Genomic DNA, 17,187 nt, shown 5'->3' with positions numbered 1-17,187 from the left:
ATGAAATTAGCTGCCGGGAAGGATTACCGAGTTATCATTTAAGCCGCTGCGTATTTCTACTTCATCCATTGTTTCAATACCTTTTACCACCGCGATCTTTGTTTTCTTACCATTTGTTTTTACGAACACCGAATCTGGTCCGGATAACCAGGCTTTAGGAATAACCATTCCCCGCTCCCGTTTTTGAATAACAATATTTGCTTCCAGTGCGCCATAGGCTACCTGCTCCGGCATTGTGTCCAGTATGCGGGCATCTACACGGAAAGATTGTTTATCGCGCTGAATAACCAGATAAATACGGCTTACCTGTGCCTTGTATGTTTTACCAGGGAAAGCATCTATTTTCATCCATAACAACTGCCCTGTACGGACCCTGGAAAAATCATTTTCATCCAGCCATAATTGCGCGTATAGTGCGCCTGCTTTCCCCATGGTAGCGATCCATTCATTTTGCATAACCACTTCGCCGGGTTGTTTCAATAGTTCAAACACGCGCCCCTGGATGGAGCTGCGAACAGCAGTCTGTTGCAGCTGCTCAACAGCATCTGCCTGTTTGCTTTGTGCATCTTTTACCAGTAGCCGGGTTTGTTGTTGTTGCTGGATGAGCCTTTGCTGTTTGGCTTCATAGTCGTTTTGTGAAGACAGGTACTGCAGCCGTACATGGTCATAATCAATCTTTGCAATGGCTTTTTGATTTAAGAGGTTTTCGTACCGGACAAAGTTTACCGAATCGTTGTAGCGCTGCATGGTGGCTGTTTTAACGGCCTGCTCCAGTTCTTTCAGCACAGCACTTTGCGGACCGGCATTCAGCGTTGCGTTATTGTAAGCAGCCGTGGTGGCTGCCTGCCGCGCTGCCGCCACAGCCGATTGGATGCGGTACAGCAACTGACCGGCATTCACCGTATCTCCTTCCTGTACCATTTTTGCTACAATCACCCCGTTCGTTTGTGCATATACCCGGTATTCATTTTCGGGAATTAAATACCCTGACGCATATACGGCGTCAATAATATCTTTCCTGTAAGGATGATGCTCAGCGGCCGGTTTGCAGGCAAAGCATAATAAGATGATACCGGGGAGTATACCAAATGTTTTTTTCATTGGTTAGCATTCGTTATAAGTGAAAGGGAATGATCAGCTGTTTCACTTTTAAGTAAAATGGCTGTCTGGTATAACTGAATTAATATTTGCTGGGCCTGCCACTGCGCCTGTAGTGCATCTTTGTAGCGCTCAATGGCTTTTTCAACGCCTATGATACCGCTATCAAACTGCAATAATGTTTTGTGGTAGTTGTCGGTGGCCAATGCCATTGATTCCCGCGCATGAGGCAAACTTTGCAGGCAGCGGATATATTGTTCATACCAGTTATTCCATTGTATTTCTTCTTTTAATGCAGTTTGCGATCCTGCTACAAGGCTCATTTCATACTGCAGCTGTGCTTCTTTCACATCAGATTTTTGGCGGGCCGGCGCAAAAATGGGAATATCCAGCCGGAGCCCCACTACTCCCAATCCAAACCAGGTAGCATCTTTTGCCGTAAAATCAAACGAATTTCTTTGGGCAATTTTGCCATACCTGGCGTAAGCACTCAGCTCCGGTAAATTGCGGGCACGTCTTTGTTGCCATTGAGCATAGTTCACCGCCTGGTTTAATTGCTGCACTTTAATAGCGGCTACATTGCCTGCTTTCCAATCTTCTCTTGAAACAGGCAACCCGGTGGTGGATAAAGTATCCTGTATCACAAGGCTGTCAGCAGGTGATACCTGTAAGATGAGGCGGAGATCATTCAGGCGCTGTTGCCATACTGACCATTGCTCCTGTTGTGTAATCAGTGCATTGATGGCCAGCTGTTTCACCTCTTGCTGTTCTACCGGCGATACCAATCCCTGGTTGTAACGCCTGCTAACAACAGCATGAAGGCTGTCGGCCAGCGATTGTTGCTCCTGTGCAATAGTATAGCTTTTATATGCCAGCAACGACTGGTAATACGCCACCGTGAGCTGCTGTTCCATTTGCTGTTGCTGATGTTGTAGTTCCATGCCGGCATATTGTTCTTTAACACGGGCTACATTTACCTCCTTCCATTTTCCCGGACTTACCAGCGGCATGCTGGCTTCTCCAATGGCAGCCAGGTTATATCGGGTACCAAATTGTACAGGGATCAGCGTTCCCTTTGGTTGGTTAAATATTTCGCCCGGTAATAACTGGGTTTGCAATGTAAAATTATATTCCAGTGTGCTATACGCGTTGAGCTGCGGTAATATCTGGTACCAGGCCCGTTGTAAATTATTTTCCTGTATAGCTACCTGCTGCCGGGCAATAGCCACATCCGGATTATGCTGCCAGGCGTACCTGATACAGGCATCCAGCGACGTAAAAACAACCTGGGCTTTTGATGTGGATACGGTACAAATCAATATGAATAGCATAATGCCCCGCATAGTTTAACATTTGACTGTAAAACTGGAAATTGTGCATCGCTAAAAAAAATAAATCCGGGGGAAGCGTAGAAAATGAAATGCGAAGTGTAAGTTTTCAGGGTTGAAGTAAGTGCATAAAAAAACCGTTATAAAAGCGGCTTTCATTATTTATGACCAGTAAAGGTGATACCTATCGCTGATTAAGTAGTTGTTTTTCTGTATGAACTATCAAAGGGTTTTTCTTTGATAGCGGTTCAATCCGGAGCTTGAAAAGTTTAGGCTCCTTCAAATTGTTTAATGCTGCACATTTCTACCCATGCAAAGATAATTTAGTTTTGTGTAGAGAAATAATTCAATCTTTAATAAGAAAAAATAATAAATATGGAACATGTTTTCTCTGACAATGAGATCGATTTTTTTAGAAATGATACAACCGGGTGTGCGCATGTTACTCATCTGAATAATGCAGGCGCGGGTTTAATGCCTAAGCCGGTGACAGCAGCTATCATCAACCATCTTACACTGGAAGCTGAAATTGGTGGCTACGAAGCTTCGAACCTCAGGGCGCCTGAAATAAAAGCCTTTTATCACGCTGCCGCAAAAATGTTGAACTGCAAACCAACAAATATTGCTTTTACAGCCAATGCAACGGATGCGTTTGACCGGGCTATTTCGTCTATCCTTTTTAAAGCGGGTGATGTCATTCTCACTACCAATGAAGATTATATTTCTAACCAGATCACTTACCTGGTTTTTGAAAAAAGATTTGGCGTAAAACTAGTGCGGGCAGCCAGTCATAGCAGCGGTGGTGTTGATCTTGCGGACCTTGAAAGATGCCTCATTCAATACAAGCCCAAACTGGTAGCTGTCACCCACATCCCTACTAACTCCGGACTTATTCAGCCGGTGGCGGAAATCGGGACCTTATGCGAAAAGTATAAAACAATTTACCTCATTGACGCCTGCCAATCTGCCGGCCAGTTGCCGCTGGATGTACAGCAACTGAAATGTGATTTTATGAGCATTACTTCCAGGAAATTTCTGAGAGGCCCGAGAGGTGCAGGTTTCCTTTATGTATCTGATAAAATGCTGGAAGAGGGATATGAACCGTTGTTTATTGATATGCGGGGAGCAGATTGGGTAGCGGATAATAAATATATCCCAAGAAAAGATGCCACCCGCTTTGAAGATTGGGAGTTTGCTTATGCCCTTTTATTGGGAACAGCTGCTGCCATTGATTATTATCTGCAAATTGATGCTATCAAAATAGAAAAACAGGTGAAATATTTAGCCGGCTATCTCAGAACAGCACTGCAAAAAATTGATGGCATTACCATCTGCGATAAAGGCCCGGATTTAGGCGGACTGGTAACCTTCCATTTAAAAGGAGCGGCACCTGAACAGATTAAAAAATATCTTTTAGAAAAGAAAATAAATGTGGTAACCAGCTACCGGAATTTTGCCGTTTTAGATTTTGATGAAAAGCAGGTGGATTGGGCTATCCGGGTATCACCACATTATTATAATACTATTATGGAGGCAGATCTATTGATTCAGGCAGTGAGAGAACTATCAAAGTAATCAGCAGCAGATCAAAGCATAATGATGTTTTGATCTGCTGTTATATTTTCACCTATATCCCGCCCCTGTCATTCATTTTTTTCTGCAGCAGATTTTTTTCTGCAGATGATTGTGTCATGTTAAAAGCGATCTGATAATATTCCTTCGATCTTTCGGGAGCCGTTTTTGCATAAATATCTCCCAATAAAGCATAATACAGATAGTTTTTCTCCCAGTCTTTTTTATACACCGCAGCGTCCATCTCTTCCAGCGTTTTGGCGGCGCCAAAAACTTTATAGATAACCGTAAGACGATGCAGCATAACAACAGCATTCGGATGAACAGCAACGAGCATGTCGTAATAAGCCAGGATATTTTGCCAGTTGGTTTGCTCAAAGGTTTCGGCAATACAATGCTCGTACGCAATGGCAGCTTCTATATGGTAACTGCTGATGACATCGCCATATGCAGCTTTGTTCATAAAGGCATTCCCTTCTTCAATCAGCTGACGATTCCATTTACTGCGATCCTGCTGTGCAAGCAAAACGATCTCCCCCTGTTCGTTAATACGACCGTTGATCCGGGAGGAATGAAAACACATCAAAGCCATAGCTGCAAATACTTCCGGCAACCGGGTGTTGGCATTTTCTGCCAGTAATTTACACAGGTACATCGCCTGATCCAGCAGATCTTTCCGGATCAGATCATTGGCATGGGTAGCATTATATCCCTCATTAAATATCAAGTAAATGGCCTTCAAAACTGCTTCTATGCTATATTTCAATTGTGCAGGCGCAGGAAATTCCGGTTTGATTTTCTTTTCCCTGAAAAAGTTTTTTGTGCGGTATAATCTTTTGGAAACAGTATCTTCTGAGGTAAGAAAAGCTTTGGCAATTTCGCTGGTAGAAAATCCGCAAAGTGTTTTTAATATTAATGTGATCTGGTTTTCTTCCGCAATATCAGGATGGCAACAGGCAAACATCATCCTTAACAGATCATCTTGTATTTCATCATCGCGCCATAGTTTTTCTACTGCTGCGGTCAGTGTATATTCCGATTGCAGCAAGGTCCTTTCAGGATCATTAAAATCGATCTGCCTCGAAAACTTATTCCTGCGCAATACATCAATGGCCTTGTTTTTTGCGACCCTGAATAACCAGCCGGAAGGATTATCTGGCACTCCTTTTAATGGCCATACCTGCATGGCGTTAATAAAGGTGTCCTGTACCACATCTTCTGATATATCTAAATTCTCTGTCCCGAAAATTTTTGTCAATAAAGCAACCATCTTTCCGGCTTCATGCCTGAAAAGTTGATCTGTCAGTTTGCTGATGGTAAACGATGCGTTCAATGGCTCTCCAGGATTGATTTAATCTTTTTCAAATCTTTTTTATTGGCAGCTCTCATCGCCATTGACATAAACGGTGCAAACAATTTTGAGAACCCGGAAGGGCTTCCCGTGTTTCGTAAAACCATTTTGGTGGTGTAGTCGTCAACAGCGGTCCAGGAATACCTCGTTTGCATAGGAAAAGGCCCCTGGGCAGTCTGCATCACCAGTGTTTCATTGGGCAGATAAGCCACTACTTCATACACATATTCCAGTTTTTTACCCAGGAAATGTGCCACAAAAGCCATTTGCGAACCAACTTTCATCGGTTTTACTGTTTTCCATTCAACAGATTTTATGTTCTGATACCATTCGGGGGCGTTATCAGGATTGGCAGCATAAGCTGCTACCATGGCCAACGGCTTGTTGATGACTATTATTGTTGAGATATCAACCATTTGTATTTTAATCTTTTGCCATCATTATTTGTGCTTGCTTTGGATCATCGTTATATTAAATGCAGGTACCTGATATTAAAATTGCATAGTAGGGTACTATGCAATTTTAATATCGGTAATGCCTGTAACATCGATTACATTTAATGAGCCAGGCTATTAATTTCCCTTACTTCCACAATGCCATCATGTTCCAGTACCGGACATCCTTTGGATATCTCCACCGCTTCTTCAAGGCTTTCTGCTTTGCATATCAGGTAGCCGCCTACCATTTCTTTTCCTTCTACAAAAGGTCCGTCAGTAACCACTTTTCCGGTTCCTGTTACAACTCTGCCGGCTACTTTCAGCGGCTGCGCTCCTACAAATTTTCCCTGTTCGGTTAAAGCACCCATCCATTGCATCCATTTTTCCATGTGTGCCTGCCATCTCTCCGGTGATTGTTGCTCTTCCTCCCGGGCTGCATCTCCACCACGAAATATTAAAAGGTATTCTGCCATTATTTTATTTATTATTCCTAAAGTTAATTAATTAGCTGCATGTAATGCCAGGCGGTTACCCTCCGTATCAATAAAAAAGGCCATATAGCCGATCTGTTCGTTGATCAATGTTCTTGGCATAATTACCTTACCTCCTGCAGCTTCAATTTTATCTACTACCGTTTGAATAGCAGGATTAGCATTGAGGTAAATAACAGGTCCGTCTGCGCCCGGCTTGTGCATTTCTCCTTTTACCAGGGCGCCGGAAACCTTACCGGAATTAGATTGCATGTCGTATGGAAACATAGTCATTTCCATACCCATCATTTCCTGGGATTCCATTTGCACATCCAGGATAGTTTCATAAAATTTCTTTGCCCTTGCAGTGTCTGTAACCGGTATTTCAAACCAGTTTAATGCATTTGTGTTTGCGCTGATCTTTTCCATTTGATTATTTTTTAAGATTGTTATAAAATAAAAAACACCATCAATACTGGTCAACATCCGTTCAACAATGAAAGCTATCTTTGATAACACATTTTCTTAAAAAATGATTAATAAGCCATCGCTTTACTGGTATAATATTTTTTCAGGAAGCCTATCTGGCCGATGTCATAACTTTCGTGCTGGGCCAGGAAGGCAATAGTACCGCCATTGGTAAAGTCGCCGATCGGGCTTTTCAGGGGCGAGTCTGCTGCCAGCTGTTCTTCTGTTACTGCTTCCAGGGCACTTTTTAACAGGGTGCTGGCTTTTTTCCATTCTTCTTTTACCACGTCCAATGTAGGATACTTATCGGCAGGATCATAGGCTTTAAATTTTTCGAACATGCCTTCAAACGGATTTTTAGCTGGCTGGCCCAGGAATGTCAGCGCATTATATCTGGCCCATACCGTATGGGTAGCAATCCAGATAAGGGGATTGTTGTGGTCGCTGAGGCGTTCCCGGGTCTGATCATCAGTAAGACCTTCCAGCGCATTGAGGAATAAGCGTTCGTTCATGTTGAACATCAACTGTGACTGATAAATTGATTTTTTCATTTTCTTGGTTTTATGATTGAATACAGACAAGACGAACGAATTGTTATCATTTGGACACTACGGGGAAAAATATTTTTAACGACCCTGGTCATAGGTGAAGGCCCGACAAGTAACTTAAAAGGGGACCAATTACCCCCAAAACAAAAAACCTGCGCCGGGCGCAGGTTTTCAGTCTTTCTAATAATCAACTACTTCATTTTATCCATTAACGCTTGTCTGCCAGGGCTGCTATAATTTTTTCAGCCACTGCCTCAGCGGAAGCCGGGTTCTGCCCTGTGATTAAGTTACCGGATGCAACCACAAATGGATGCCAATCTTCTCCCTTCACATAATTTGCTCCTTTTTCCTTCAACATATCTTCCAGCAAAAAAGGAGTTTCAGCAGTGGTTTGTCCGGCTGTTTCTTCACTGTTGCTATAACCGGCAACCTGTTTACCTTTAATCAATGGCTCCCCGCTTTTATCCTTCACGTTTTTAAGCGCTGCCGGAGCATGGCATACCAGTGCCACCGGCTTTCCTGCCTCGTAAAAAGAGGCAATGAGGTGAATAGATAATGGATTTTCCGGAAGATCCCACATAGGGCCATGGCCACCGGGATAAAAAACAGCGTCATAATCTTTAGCGTGTACTTCATTCAACTTAACCGTTTGGTCCAGCCTTTTCTGAGCTACCTTATCGCTGTAAAACCTTTTCACCGCAGCAGTACTGAACTCAGGTTTTGCGCTCTTAGGATCAATGGGGGCTTTTCCTCCGTTGGGAGAAGCAATGGTTACTTCGATCCCCTTATCTGTGAGCAAATAATAGGGCGTAGCAAATTCTTCTATCCAGGTGCCGGTTTTTATGCCCGTACTTTTTACTTCATCAAAGGAAGTAACTACGATCAATACCTTTTTTGATGCCAGTTTGTTCATGACTTGTTTAATTGAATTTGTTTTACTCTGACTGTATCCCTGAAAGGCCATTAGCAATAGCAGCAAGCAACTTATTTTAATCTTCATGTCATTTATTTTATGCAAAATTGGCGCTTAAGAACTCCTTGTACAAGGAAACATATCACCATTTTTTAGTGACATAGATCACAGGGTATACAGGAAGTCATCTTTAAATATTAATTTGTGCCAGCAAATCCGATTTTTGAAGATCTTCCTATTATTAAACAATTATGAGTATTGCACTAAGACAACATTTTGAAGAAATCATTACTTTAACTGACGCCGAATTTGATTATATCCTGTCTTACTTTACTCCTAAAAAATTAAAGAAACACCAGTTTTTAGTGCAGGAAGGCGACGCTGTAACAAATGAATATTTCGTAGTCAGCGGCTTGCTGAAGGCGGCTTACACGAATGAAGCCGGGAAGGAGCATATTATACAGTTTGCCATGGAGAACTGGTGGATTACAGATTACCAGGCTGTGGCCAATCAATCAAAAGCAAATCTGAATATTGATTGTATGGAAGAAGTAGATCTGTTATGTATCTCTTTTGCAGATAAAAATAAACTTTGCGATGAGTTTCATAAAATAGAACATTTTTTCAGGATAAAAACCGGTTTAGGATATATCGCTTTGCAAAAACGGATCTTGTCTCTTTTAAACAATGATGCACAGTCCCGTTATGAGCAGCTCCTGAAACAATATCCTGCTCTTTTTCAGCGGGTACCCAAATCTTTGATCGCTTCTTTCCTCGGCGTGTCCAGGGAAACATTAAGTCGTTTTTCCCGTAAAAATCAGGACTGATTAACATTTCACAGATAACCAATCCTGATTTATCCATTTAATCTACAATAGACCCGTATATTACTGAAGTCTGTTAAATTTATATGACCTGGAAATCGCTGGAACCGATGATGGTAACCGGGCTTGCCACAGGAAGCTCCTCACAGCGATCTTTTATATTTGCCTGAAAATTTTTGAAGGCGGGCAAATTACTAAATGCTGTATTGGCTTCTTCGGTATCAGCAAATGCAATGTGAACAAAGCTTACGCCATCTCCCAGTTTAAAAGTGCAATAATGAAAGCCATCAATTTTATTTTCATTTAATTGTTTGTACACCTCTTTCACGAGGGTTTCATTTTCAGTTACTTTATCTGCTTTTACTTTGTAACGAACTAATACTTTTTTCATTTTGATGCTATTTTTATGTTTTATTAATTGTGATTTTTATGCTATAGATTCCTTTTCTCTTTTGCCATTTCATCCAGTAAAACTTTGATGTCTTTTTCCAATTTGTTTACTTCCGCGCTATCAGTGCCATTATAGTATCCCCGTATGATGCGGTGGTTATCTACCAAAACAAACTTTTCGCTGTACTCAAAGCTTTCGGGGCTGTCGGTATTGGCTGACAGCTGTTGGATTCATATTCTATTATTTATTGGTGGCGAAAGAAGTGTGGATTGTTTCCATTAAATTTGTACTGCTTTCAAAAAGCAACTGGTTGCAAAGTACAAAACAAATTGCAAAATGCAACTGGTTTTAAAGTAAAAGTTGTAATTATATGGAAAAGCACAGGTCGTTTTGCCCGGTAAACCTTACGCTTGAAGTGTTTGGAGATAAATGGAGCTTAATTATTATCAGGGATATTATGTTTGAGGGGAAACGATATTTCAGAGAATTGCTTCAATCCGAGGAAAAAATAGCGTCTAATATCTTAACAGACAGGCTCGTCATGCTGGAACGGGAAGGAATAATCAGTAAAGCAGATGATCCGGGGCATAAACAAAAATACATTTACAGTCTTACCGAAAAGGGTATTGACCTATTGCCGATTATGGTTGAAATTGGTGCATGGAGCATTAAGCATAGACCCGTGGATCTGAAAAAGCATAAACATGCAGTAGATTTAGTAAAAGGCGGCAAAGAATTGCAAAAAGAAATAAGAAAAGATTTAGTCAAGCAACACATAAAATAAATCCACGTGCAAGATTATAGTCGTTGATTAGCGGAGAATGGTTATTTTCAATCCGGAAAAAAATCAGCATGAAAAAAACAGTATTAATACCCGCTTTATTTATTTCAATGATGGCTTTCGCTCAAACAAAGCCCTCCATTGTACAAATGACCAATCCGGCTGCTGTAGCTACTCCTCATGGATATTCCCAGGCAGCTGTTATTGATCTGGGCAATTGTAAGATGATCATTATTTCGGGACAGGTAGCGTTAGATAAGCAAGGTATTCTTATAGGAAAAGATGATGCAGGAAAACAAACAGAACAGTCTTTCCTGAACATTAAAAACATTATTGAAGAAGCCGGTGGCACAATGGACAATATTGTTAAGCTGGGTTATTTTGTAACTGATGTGGCGCAAATTCAAACTATCCGGAGCGTAAGGGATAAATTTATCAATACCGAAAAACCGCCTACCAGTACATTGGTGCAAGTAAATAAACTATTCAGGAATGATGTGTTGATAGAAATTGAAGCAACTGCCATCATTCCTAAGAAACAGGGATAGACAATCTGTAAAGCATATTATTTATTACATATTACACTTCACGTCAGATACTTCTCCCTTGTCTGTATAAAATTGCTCAATGGTTTTGGTGCCAACACAATCCACCGACTGTATGCTGGTTTCCAGCGCATCTTTCAGCATCTGGTCAAAGGCCAGTACACTACTTTCATAGGTAGCTAAGCCTGTTTCAAACGGCGTTTTGGGGTCATTTACTTTACCGGTGAATACAGGGAATGGATGTGCAGCAATATTATTACTGATAAAATTGATGAATGCGGTGCCGTGTGAGCCTTCATGCCCGCGTAAAGTTTTGTTGATGCCCGTATCTCCCGGGCGGGTACCTACCCCATAACCCGAAGTGTTATCGGGACCGCTTTTAGTGCCGTAATGAGATTGTATTGTATAAACCAACTGTGGCACATGAGTAGCTCCCACTTCTGTTATTTTCTCTCCTTTATAATTATATTTGGGACGTGAGTTGTAAGTATCACTATCTGTACGCAAAATTTGGGTGTGCGCGGCATCTTCTTTCACCTCCTTAGAATTCAATACATCTGGTTTCACTACGATCTTTATATTTTTGAACTGTACGGTATAGCCACCATCCCTGGTAGCTGTGGCACCTGCTGGTAGCGCCGTACTAGGCATCATCTTCCTGATGAACTCCAGTATATCCTTGTTCGCTACAAACTGCTGTTTTGCCATCTTGTTAGCGTAATCCGTTTTTTCTGATATCGTTAATGCTTTGATCTTGCTCATTACTGCAGGGTTGTTTAGATCCTGGTCATCGATCAGCGCATTATCATACCGGTATTTATCTATTTTCTCCAGCTCTGTTTTGATGAGTGCTTTTCGTTTATCAGCATTCTGTTCTGCCAGGTATTTTTTCCCGACATATACCATGGGAACACTGTTTTCTGTACCATCCGGATCTGGTTTATTATCCAGGTTAGTGAAGAGATAATCTATGCTATCATCATAACCGCTACCGGCAATTTTACGGCCGTCGTCCGGAAACCAGTTTTTCAGGTCTTTCCAGAACTGGAACTCCGCCTGCATCTCCTTCCTGTTTTTCTCTTTCTCTTCCGGAGAAATTTGTACCGGCGCGGCTGGTTGGGCCGGCGCGCGCTGTATCTGCTCTGTGCCACGCTGCTGCACCACATGCGTCAGCTCATGTGCCAGCAGGTGTTTCCCTTCTGTAGTGTCCGGAGCAAATTTACCTTCGTTAAAATAGATGTCGTGCCCATGGGTAAACGCCTGTGCGCTGACATCGCGGCTCAGCTGCACCGCATTGGCATCTGTATGTATCCTGACATGCCCGAAAGTAGTACCAAAACGGTTTTCCATCCAGCTGCGGGTACGATCCGGCAAAGCCTCGCTGCTACCTTTGCTGTGCTGTAAAGCAGCGGCAACCGATTCGCCGGCAGCCTGGCCCTCTCCTCCTTCTTTTCGTTGTACCATTGACGTTATATCCGCTGCAAGTGGTTTAAGTTGTAGATGTTTATCCTTTTCCTCCTCTTCACAGGTGGCACATTTGCGCTGAATGGCTGGCGCAGCGATTTCCGGCATCCGCATCACTTTATCGGCCACGCTGTCGGCCTCCTGTTCGTAAGTATCGCCCGGCGTATTGACGGTCAGTTTGGCCTGCACAGGAGCGGTATGCGTACACACAGGTTCCCTGACAGCAGCGGATTGGGTAAGAGGATTTGTTATTTTCCGGGGATAATACATGTCGGATGATTTGGAATGATAAAAACCTGTTGTATGGCTACGCGTCTATTCACCAATCGGGGAATTGCAACTGCAAATATGGCAAATGCTTTATAACAGCAAAAATACACTCTTTATCCTGATTATCCTCCGGATTTGTCGCAATCAGCCCTCATAAAAGTCGCTTCAACACATCGTCTCATTGCGTTATTCAAAATAACTTTGGTATACCGTACATTACTTTATAAACAGGTTAAATACATAGGGTATGTTGAACAAACAATTTAAAGCAACACTGCAAAAAAGCCCCAGCAAAGGCGGCTGGACCTATTTGATCTGGCCTGATTCTGTTGCGTTTTTTGGCACCAGGGGGCTTGTAAAAGTACAGGGAACGATTGACGGGCATCCATTCCGGAGTTCATTTATGGCTTTGGGCGATGGTACACACAAACTGCCCGTAAAGGCGGAGTTACGGAAAGTAATTAAAAAAGATGTTGGGGACATTGTTACCGTTAAGCTGGAAGAACGGGTGCATTAACCACCAAATGAAAAAATACACTGATCCCTTTGAAAAAATATCAAACACAAAAAAGCCTTCAAATCAAACGACTTGAAGGCTGCCATATTTTTTCATCACCGGTTACTTTGATGTAGCAGTTGATTGCGCTTGCTGCGGATTCATAAAAACGGTCGTTACTTCCTGCCCAACAGGATGTTGTTTGCTTGTAAAATTGAATCCTAAAAAAGCCGCCAGCGTTTTGGCAAATTGATCCTGGTAAAGCTGCTGTGGTCCTTTCATTTCACCAAGTGGTGGTGTATCCGGCCCAAAAACAAGCAGCCAGGTATCGTTAGCATGAGGAATGGATGATCCATGACTGGTCCATTGATGATCATCTCCACGGCCGTGGTCGGGCACAATAATGAAAGTAGTTTTATTTTTATAGAAGTCGTCCTGCTGCAATCCCTGCCAGAGATGACCGATCATCTTATCTATATTATGAATAGCCTGCAAGTAGGCATCATATTTCCCGTCATGTCCATAATCATCGGTATCTGCGAGGTCCAGGTACACGACCCTGGGGTGATGCGCGAAAATATAAGACCGTGCTATCGCATATGTATTGGCATCGAGCCGCTCATCATCGCCCCATATTTTGGGCGCATAATGCTGTGTTTCATTGGCTAGTTTTTCGGCTTCAGACAGGTTATTTCCCTGCAGGTTCTCAAAGGGAATATTTACCAGCATCCCATTACGGTTCCTGTTTACAATCCTTCCTACTACATCCCAGGAAGCAAAGGTGACCACCTTTCCCTTGAATCCTTTCTGATTGTTGAGGAATTCCAGCACATTGTCATTGGGGTTATCCGGATAACTGTTGGTAGTAATAGCCGGATCGGCATATCCTGTAAGGCTTTCAGCGCGGCCCGGGTAAGAAATCCATGCTTTGTTACGCACATTCACGTTATTATCAAGATCGCGGTTGCCATATAATTGTCCGTGTTTCTCTATAACATCCCATGTAAAAGGCATCAGCAACTTTCTTCTTTCCTTTATATCATCCGACCAATAATGCTTCAGGTTATCAGTAGTGTCTGTTGAATTATATTTTTTACTAACCAGCAGTGCATGTTCTGCTCCCCTGAAAAGTTCTTTCCAACGGTAACCATCTATAGAGATATAAATGATGTTTTGTGTATGGTACTTTTGTTGAGCATCCGTTGCTGTACACATCAGCAAAGAAGCTAAGAGTAATAATGATTTCATTTTCATTGTTCAATAAAATTTAAGTAGATAGATCTGAGATGAATTTTTCTGACTGCGACTCAACCGCTTTTCTTTGCAGACCTTGCCCTGGCGCACTTATCCAGCCATTCCTGGCTAAAAGGATCTATCTCTCCAAACCTGTTAATATCAAAGCTGCTAAAGTCGTAAGGATTGGGTCTTCCTGCAGCCATTTCTGCAAAGGCATGTCCTACTCCACCGGAAACCGCGATACCGGCGCCTACGCATCCTGTAGCCAGCAACAAATTTGCTATACCATGCGCTGCTCCCATCGTGAGATTATTATCCGGCGTATATCCGGAAAAACCAGCCACGTAATATTTTAGCCCCGTTTCATACACAGCAGGAAAAAAACGCGTCAGCCTGTCTATTACTTCCGACAGATCCTGCATTCCTTTGTCAGGGCTGAAGGAAAAGCTGTTGATCTCAGCAGGGATCTCTTTCGGAGAAGCACTAAATGAATTTTTTTCTCTTATACCAAATAACAGGCTTCCTCCTTCAGGCCTTGCATAGGCCTGCGCATCGGGCAACAACACAATAGGGGCATCTACCCGGAACTCCGGTGCTTTTTCTGTGATCCAGTATTGGCTTCTTACAGGAGCCATTGGTAAACCGATACCTGCCTGGGCAGCAAACAGCGGCGCCCAGGCGCCTGCTGCCACAATTACTTTGTTGGCCCTTATCACGCCATCCTTTGTGTGTACACCTGCTGCAACGTTTCCTTCCATCAACAATGAGGTAACTTCAACTCCCTGGCGGATATCAGCCCCCTGCATCTTTGCGCAGCGTGCATAAAAAGTTCCTAAAAGATAAGGATCGCAATAAGCTTCTCCCGGCATATAACCAATACGAATAGCTTCGTCTGTTTTCAACCATGGTGCTTTGTTATGCGCCTCACCAGCGGTAATATAAGTGGCAGGTTCACCAAACTCCGTGGCGATTGACATTAATACTTCCAGGTCTTTTACACTACTTTCTTCTGCCGCCACATGCATTACTCCCACTGTCTTTACATCCATACTTTCTCCCAGCTGCTGTTCCATAGCTGTTACTGCGTTGTAGGTTTCCAGGGAGAGGGGTATAAATGCTTTTTTAGAACGGATCCTTGTCATTAAGGCAGCAGCGCGACTGGTAGCGGCATTACAAAGTTCATTACGTTCCAGCACAATGATCTTTTCCCCCGGGTTGTCACGGGTATAATAATAAGCTATAGCGCAGCCAAATATACCTCCGCCTATTATTACTACATCGGCTTTTTCATTGTTCATGTTACTATTTTTTTAGGTTTATTATTACCGGGGTAATGCGCATGTTTTAAGAAAAGAAAAACAGCGGCATCGGGCTACGCTGCCTATAGGCAGGGCAAGTAATAGCGTTGATTGCATAAAAAAAACTTGTTTTGAACGCGAATAATTCTTTAAAAAAACGTGGCTAATAATCGATGGATGATTTTTTCATGTAAACTTTTGTTTAGTAATATTATACAAAATATCGAGACATTGTTTATTTATACTAAACTTTTTTTTCAAAGGAGATAATATCTATAGCAGATAAACGCAAAATTTAACCCGAAACAGCTGATAGCTGAATGGATGAATAATGAGAAGAAACCGGAAGGAGGTGCAGATAACAAATATAGCAGCTGCAACTGCCATACATTTATACCAGGTGGTGTGTTTTCAGGTCCACCGTAATCGTTTTATCAAAGGCACTTTTTTTACCGGCAGCATCTACCTGGGTAAAATTGAATACAATGTTTTTCGCGGTCACATCAATGGTGAGATAACCATAACCCATATACGAAGCATCATAACTTACATCACCTGTTTTTTTGCCATTGGCTGCTTTTACTGGGCTGCTGCCACGACCACCGGTACCCACCACAAAATAAGGGATCTGCCAGTTTTCAGTACCCGATTTAACATAGCGGGTAAAACGCTGATAGTTATGCGCGTGTGCTGTCAGCACAGCATCCGGCAGGATGTTCGCTTTTTTGCAGGCATCATCAATATCGGCCAGCATAATGTCACTGGCGCTATGTCCTCCTTCACTGTAAAGCGGGTGATGCACTGCCAGCACCAAGGCTTTCCGGGCGCCTGTATTCCTGCTCTTCGCAATAGTGGTGAGTGTTTTAATTAACCAGTCCTTCTGTGACTGCCCGATAACACTACCTGATATAAAGCCGGGGCCTTCACCTATATTGGAATAAAGACCTACTATATCTACCAGGGGTGCATCCAGGTACCAGTACACGCCCGGCTGACTCACCATTTCGCGGTAAATGGTGCCCGCATCGGGTGGTACACCGGGTTTGGGCTGACAAAAATTACGCTGAAAAGCCGCCAGCGTTACCTTTTGACCAGTAGGCGTGCCGTCGAATTTGAATAGTTCACCATCATGATTGCCAGGGATGGCGATTATCTTTCCGGGGTATTTTTTATAGGGAATATAAAATTGCGACTGGTAACCCTTATCGGTGTTATCATAATAAATAACATCCCCCAGGTGCAGTAAAAATGCAGGGGAAGTAACAGGATGCGCAATATCATAATCTGTGATCATTGCTGCTGCTACCAATTCCTGCATCAAACCATTTTCATGGCCGGTATCACCAATCGAATGAAAACGAATACGGCCGGCAGCTGCAATTTCTGCAGCACCCGCTGAACCGATGATTTCATCCAGGGTTAGTGCGGTATTCCGCTGTGGCGCAGGAAAAGGTAATAGCTTATTTTGTATATAGTCAGTCATTTGTTTGCCTACACCAGGTACTACAGGCCTGGAAGCAGGAGGAACAGCAGTAAAGAAAGGGTGGGCAAAACGAAGCGTTTTGTGCACAGCTTTTTTCTTTTTCGGAGGAGTGATGGTTTTGCGGGGCATAAGTTGGAGGTTATTCATTCAAATTTACGACGATCGCTTTAATTTTCTATGGAAGCCCTTGTTTTAAAATCTACTGCTGCTGCTA

The 17,187-nt window shown here is 42.7% G+C and carries 18 protein-coding genes; 5 read left to right on the top strand and 13 right to left on the bottom strand.

Going from position 1 to position 17,187, the window contains the following annotated elements; all coding sequences use genetic code 11:
* Positions 1-6: 6 nt before the first annotated feature.
* Both CLV51_RS23895 and CLV51_RS23890 read right to left on the bottom strand, forming a co-directional pair.
* A complete protein-coding gene (locus tag CLV51_RS23895; RefSeq protein WP_106530617.1) occupies positions 7-1,101 on the bottom strand; it encodes an efflux RND transporter periplasmic adaptor subunit in 1,095 nt (364 codons plus the stop codon).
* Complete coding sequence (locus CLV51_RS23890) at positions 1,098-2,429, bottom strand: TolC family protein (protein ID WP_158267134.1); 1,332 nt, start codon at positions 2,427-2,429, stop codon at positions 1,098-1,100. The genes CLV51_RS23895 and CLV51_RS23890 overlap by 4 nt, the downstream gene beginning before the upstream one ends.
* 372 nt (positions 2,430-2,801) lie before the next feature.
* Here CLV51_RS23890 and CLV51_RS23885 point away from each other — a divergent pair, with 372 nt between their 5' ends.
* Positions 2,802-4,001 carry an aminotransferase class V-fold PLP-dependent enzyme gene (locus CLV51_RS23885; protein WP_106530615.1) on the top strand — a complete coding sequence of 400 codons (1,200 nt, stop codon included), beginning with the start codon at positions 2,802-2,804 and terminating at the stop codon, positions 3,999-4,001.
* Positions 4,002-4,053: 52 nt separating this feature from the next.
* Here the strand turns inward: CLV51_RS23885 and CLV51_RS23880 are convergent, their stop codons facing one another.
* From CLV51_RS23880 to CLV51_RS23855, 6 genes are all read right to left on the bottom strand, one after another.
* The gene (locus CLV51_RS23880; RefSeq protein ID WP_106530614.1) at positions 4,054-5,331 is read right to left on the bottom strand and encodes an RNA polymerase sigma factor; all 1,278 of its coding nucleotides are present in this window, start codon (positions 5,329-5,331) and stop codon (positions 4,054-4,056) included.
* Positions 5,328-5,765 (bottom strand): SRPBCC family protein, encoded by a 438-nt coding sequence (locus tag CLV51_RS23875; RefSeq protein WP_106530613.1) that lies wholly within the window; start codon positions 5,763-5,765, stop codon positions 5,328-5,330. The genes CLV51_RS23880 and CLV51_RS23875 overlap by 4 nt, the downstream gene beginning before the upstream one ends.
* Positions 5,766-5,905: 140 nt before the next feature.
* Positions 5,906-6,259 (bottom strand): YciI family protein, encoded by a 354-nt coding sequence (locus tag CLV51_RS23870; protein ID WP_106530612.1) that lies wholly within the window; start codon positions 6,257-6,259, stop codon positions 5,906-5,908.
* A 27-nt stretch (positions 6,260-6,286) separates the two neighbouring features.
* Positions 6,287-6,685, bottom strand: coding sequence for a VOC family protein (locus CLV51_RS23865; protein ID WP_106530680.1), 399 nt, complete (start codon positions 6,683-6,685; stop codon positions 6,287-6,289).
* A gap of 107 nt (positions 6,686-6,792) precedes the next feature.
* Positions 6,793-7,275, bottom strand: a complete 483-nt coding sequence (locus CLV51_RS23860; RefSeq protein ID WP_106530611.1) for a DinB family protein — start codon at positions 7,273-7,275, stop codon at positions 6,793-6,795.
* A 205-nt stretch (positions 7,276-7,480) separates the two neighbouring features.
* Entirely contained in the window at positions 7,481-8,185 is a 705-nt protein-coding gene (locus CLV51_RS23855; protein ID WP_211302098.1) for a type 1 glutamine amidotransferase domain-containing protein, read from the bottom strand.
* A gap of 251 nt (positions 8,186-8,436) precedes the next feature.
* Here CLV51_RS23855 and CLV51_RS23850 point away from each other — a divergent pair, with 251 nt between their 5' ends.
* The gene (locus CLV51_RS23850; RefSeq protein ID WP_106530609.1) at positions 8,437-9,012 is read left to right on the top strand and encodes a Crp/Fnr family transcriptional regulator; all 576 of its coding nucleotides are present in this window, start codon (positions 8,437-8,439) and stop codon (positions 9,010-9,012) included.
* 79 nt (positions 9,013-9,091) lie between these two features.
* Here the strand turns inward: CLV51_RS23850 and CLV51_RS23845 are convergent, their stop codons facing one another.
* On the bottom strand, positions 9,092-9,400 hold the full coding sequence (locus CLV51_RS23845) for a hypothetical protein (protein ID WP_106530608.1): 309 nt from the start codon (positions 9,398-9,400) through the stop codon (positions 9,092-9,094).
* Between the two features lie 370 nt (positions 9,401-9,770).
* Here CLV51_RS23845 and CLV51_RS23840 point away from each other — a divergent pair, with 370 nt between their 5' ends.
* Both CLV51_RS23840 and CLV51_RS23835 read left to right on the top strand, forming a co-directional pair.
* The gene (locus CLV51_RS23840) at positions 9,771-10,184 is read left to right on the top strand and encodes a winged helix-turn-helix transcriptional regulator (protein WP_106530607.1); all 414 of its coding nucleotides are present in this window, start codon (positions 9,771-9,773) and stop codon (positions 10,182-10,184) included.
* A 68-nt stretch (positions 10,185-10,252) separates the two neighbouring features.
* Entirely contained in the window at positions 10,253-10,729 is a 477-nt protein-coding gene (locus tag CLV51_RS23835; RefSeq protein ID WP_106530606.1) for a RidA family protein, read from the top strand.
* A 24-nt stretch (positions 10,730-10,753) separates the two neighbouring features.
* Here CLV51_RS23835 and CLV51_RS23830 read toward each other — a convergent pair whose 3' ends face one another.
* Positions 10,754-12,460: an eCIS core domain-containing protein gene (locus tag CLV51_RS23830; protein WP_106530605.1), complete on the bottom strand. Its 1,707-nt coding sequence runs from the start codon at positions 12,458-12,460 to the stop codon at positions 10,754-10,756.
* Positions 12,461-12,707: 247 nt separating this feature from the next.
* Here CLV51_RS23830 and CLV51_RS23825 point away from each other — a divergent pair, with 247 nt between their 5' ends.
* On the top strand, positions 12,708-12,977 hold the full coding sequence (locus tag CLV51_RS23825) for a DUF1905 domain-containing protein (RefSeq protein ID WP_106530604.1): 270 nt from the start codon (positions 12,708-12,710) through the stop codon (positions 12,975-12,977).
* 102 nt (positions 12,978-13,079) lie between these two features.
* Here CLV51_RS23825 and CLV51_RS23820 read toward each other — a convergent pair whose 3' ends face one another.
* The 3 genes from CLV51_RS23820 to CLV51_RS23810 all read right to left on the bottom strand — a co-directional run bounded on the left by CLV51_RS23820 (position 13,080) and on the right by CLV51_RS23810 (position 17,102).
* Positions 13,080-14,210, bottom strand: coding sequence for an alkaline phosphatase family protein (locus CLV51_RS23820; RefSeq protein ID WP_106530603.1), 1,131 nt, complete (start codon positions 14,208-14,210; stop codon positions 13,080-13,082).
* A 53-nt stretch (positions 14,211-14,263) separates the two neighbouring features.
* A complete protein-coding gene (locus CLV51_RS23815; RefSeq protein ID WP_106530602.1) occupies positions 14,264-15,490 on the bottom strand; it encodes an NAD(P)/FAD-dependent oxidoreductase in 1,227 nt (408 codons plus the stop codon).
* A 391-nt stretch (positions 15,491-15,881) separates the two neighbouring features.
* Positions 15,882-17,102 (bottom strand): metallophosphoesterase family protein, encoded by a 1,221-nt coding sequence (locus CLV51_RS23810; protein WP_158267133.1) that lies wholly within the window; start codon positions 17,100-17,102, stop codon positions 15,882-15,884.
* Positions 17,103-17,187 lie beyond the last annotated feature (85 nt).

The organism is Chitinophaga niastensis, from assembly GCF_003014755.1.
Taxonomy (GTDB): Bacteria; Bacteroidota; Bacteroidia; order Chitinophagales; family Chitinophagaceae; genus Chitinophaga; species Chitinophaga niastensis.
The sequence above is the reverse complement of the archived record's forward strand: the minus strand, read 5'-3'. Positions and strand labels throughout refer to the sequence as shown.

What these genes read in the sequence shown, in the direction of transcription:
- CLV51_RS23810 (WP_158267133.1), bottom strand. Translation starts at nt 17,102, where the DNA reads ATGCCCCGCAAAACCATCACTCCTCCGAAAAAGAAAAAAGCTGTGCAC.
- CLV51_RS23855 (WP_211302098.1), bottom strand. Translation starts at nt 8,185, where the DNA reads ATGAACAAACTGGCATCAAAAAAGGTATTGATCGTAGTTACTTCCTTT.
- CLV51_RS23890 (WP_158267134.1), bottom strand. Translation starts at nt 2,429, where the DNA reads ATGCTATTCATATTGATTTGTACCGTATCCACATCAAAAGCCCAGGTT.
- CLV51_RS23830 (WP_106530605.1), bottom strand. Translation starts at nt 12,460, where the DNA reads ATGTATTATCCCCGGAAAATAACAAATCCTCTTACCCAATCCGCTGCT.
- CLV51_RS23870 (WP_106530612.1), bottom strand. Translation starts at nt 6,259, where the DNA reads ATGGCAGAATACCTTTTAATATTTCGTGGTGGAGATGCAGCCCGGGAG.
- CLV51_RS23860 (WP_106530611.1), bottom strand. Translation starts at nt 7,275, where the DNA reads ATGAAAAAATCAATTTATCAGTCACAGTTGATGTTCAACATGAACGAA.
- CLV51_RS23850 (WP_106530609.1), top strand. Translation starts at nt 8,437, where the DNA reads ATGAGTATTGCACTAAGACAACATTTTGAAGAAATCATTACTTTAACT.
- CLV51_RS23845 (WP_106530608.1), bottom strand. Translation starts at nt 9,400, where the DNA reads ATGAAAAAAGTATTAGTTCGTTACAAAGTAAAAGCAGATAAAGTAACT.
- CLV51_RS23865 (WP_106530680.1), bottom strand. Translation starts at nt 6,685, where the DNA reads ATGGAAAAGATCAGCGCAAACACAAATGCATTAAACTGGTTTGAAATA.
- CLV51_RS23820 (WP_106530603.1), bottom strand. Translation starts at nt 14,210, where the DNA reads ATGAAAATGAAATCATTATTACTCTTAGCTTCTTTGCTGATGTGTACA.
- CLV51_RS23825 (WP_106530604.1), top strand. Translation starts at nt 12,708, where the DNA reads ATGTTGAACAAACAATTTAAAGCAACACTGCAAAAAAGCCCCAGCAAA.
- CLV51_RS23840 (WP_106530607.1), top strand. Translation starts at nt 9,771, where the DNA reads ATGGAAAAGCACAGGTCGTTTTGCCCGGTAAACCTTACGCTTGAAGTG.
- CLV51_RS23885 (WP_106530615.1), top strand. Translation starts at nt 2,802, where the DNA reads ATGGAACATGTTTTCTCTGACAATGAGATCGATTTTTTTAGAAATGAT.
- CLV51_RS23895 (WP_106530617.1), bottom strand. Translation starts at nt 1,101, where the DNA reads ATGAAAAAAACATTTGGTATACTCCCCGGTATCATCTTATTATGCTTT.
- CLV51_RS23875 (WP_106530613.1), bottom strand. Translation starts at nt 5,765, where the DNA reads ATGGTTGATATCTCAACAATAATAGTCATCAACAAGCCGTTGGCCATG.
- CLV51_RS23815 (WP_106530602.1), bottom strand. Translation starts at nt 15,490, where the DNA reads ATGAACAATGAAAAAGCCGATGTAGTAATAATAGGCGGAGGTATATTT.
- CLV51_RS23835 (WP_106530606.1), top strand. Translation starts at nt 10,253, where the DNA reads ATGAAAAAAACAGTATTAATACCCGCTTTATTTATTTCAATGATGGCT.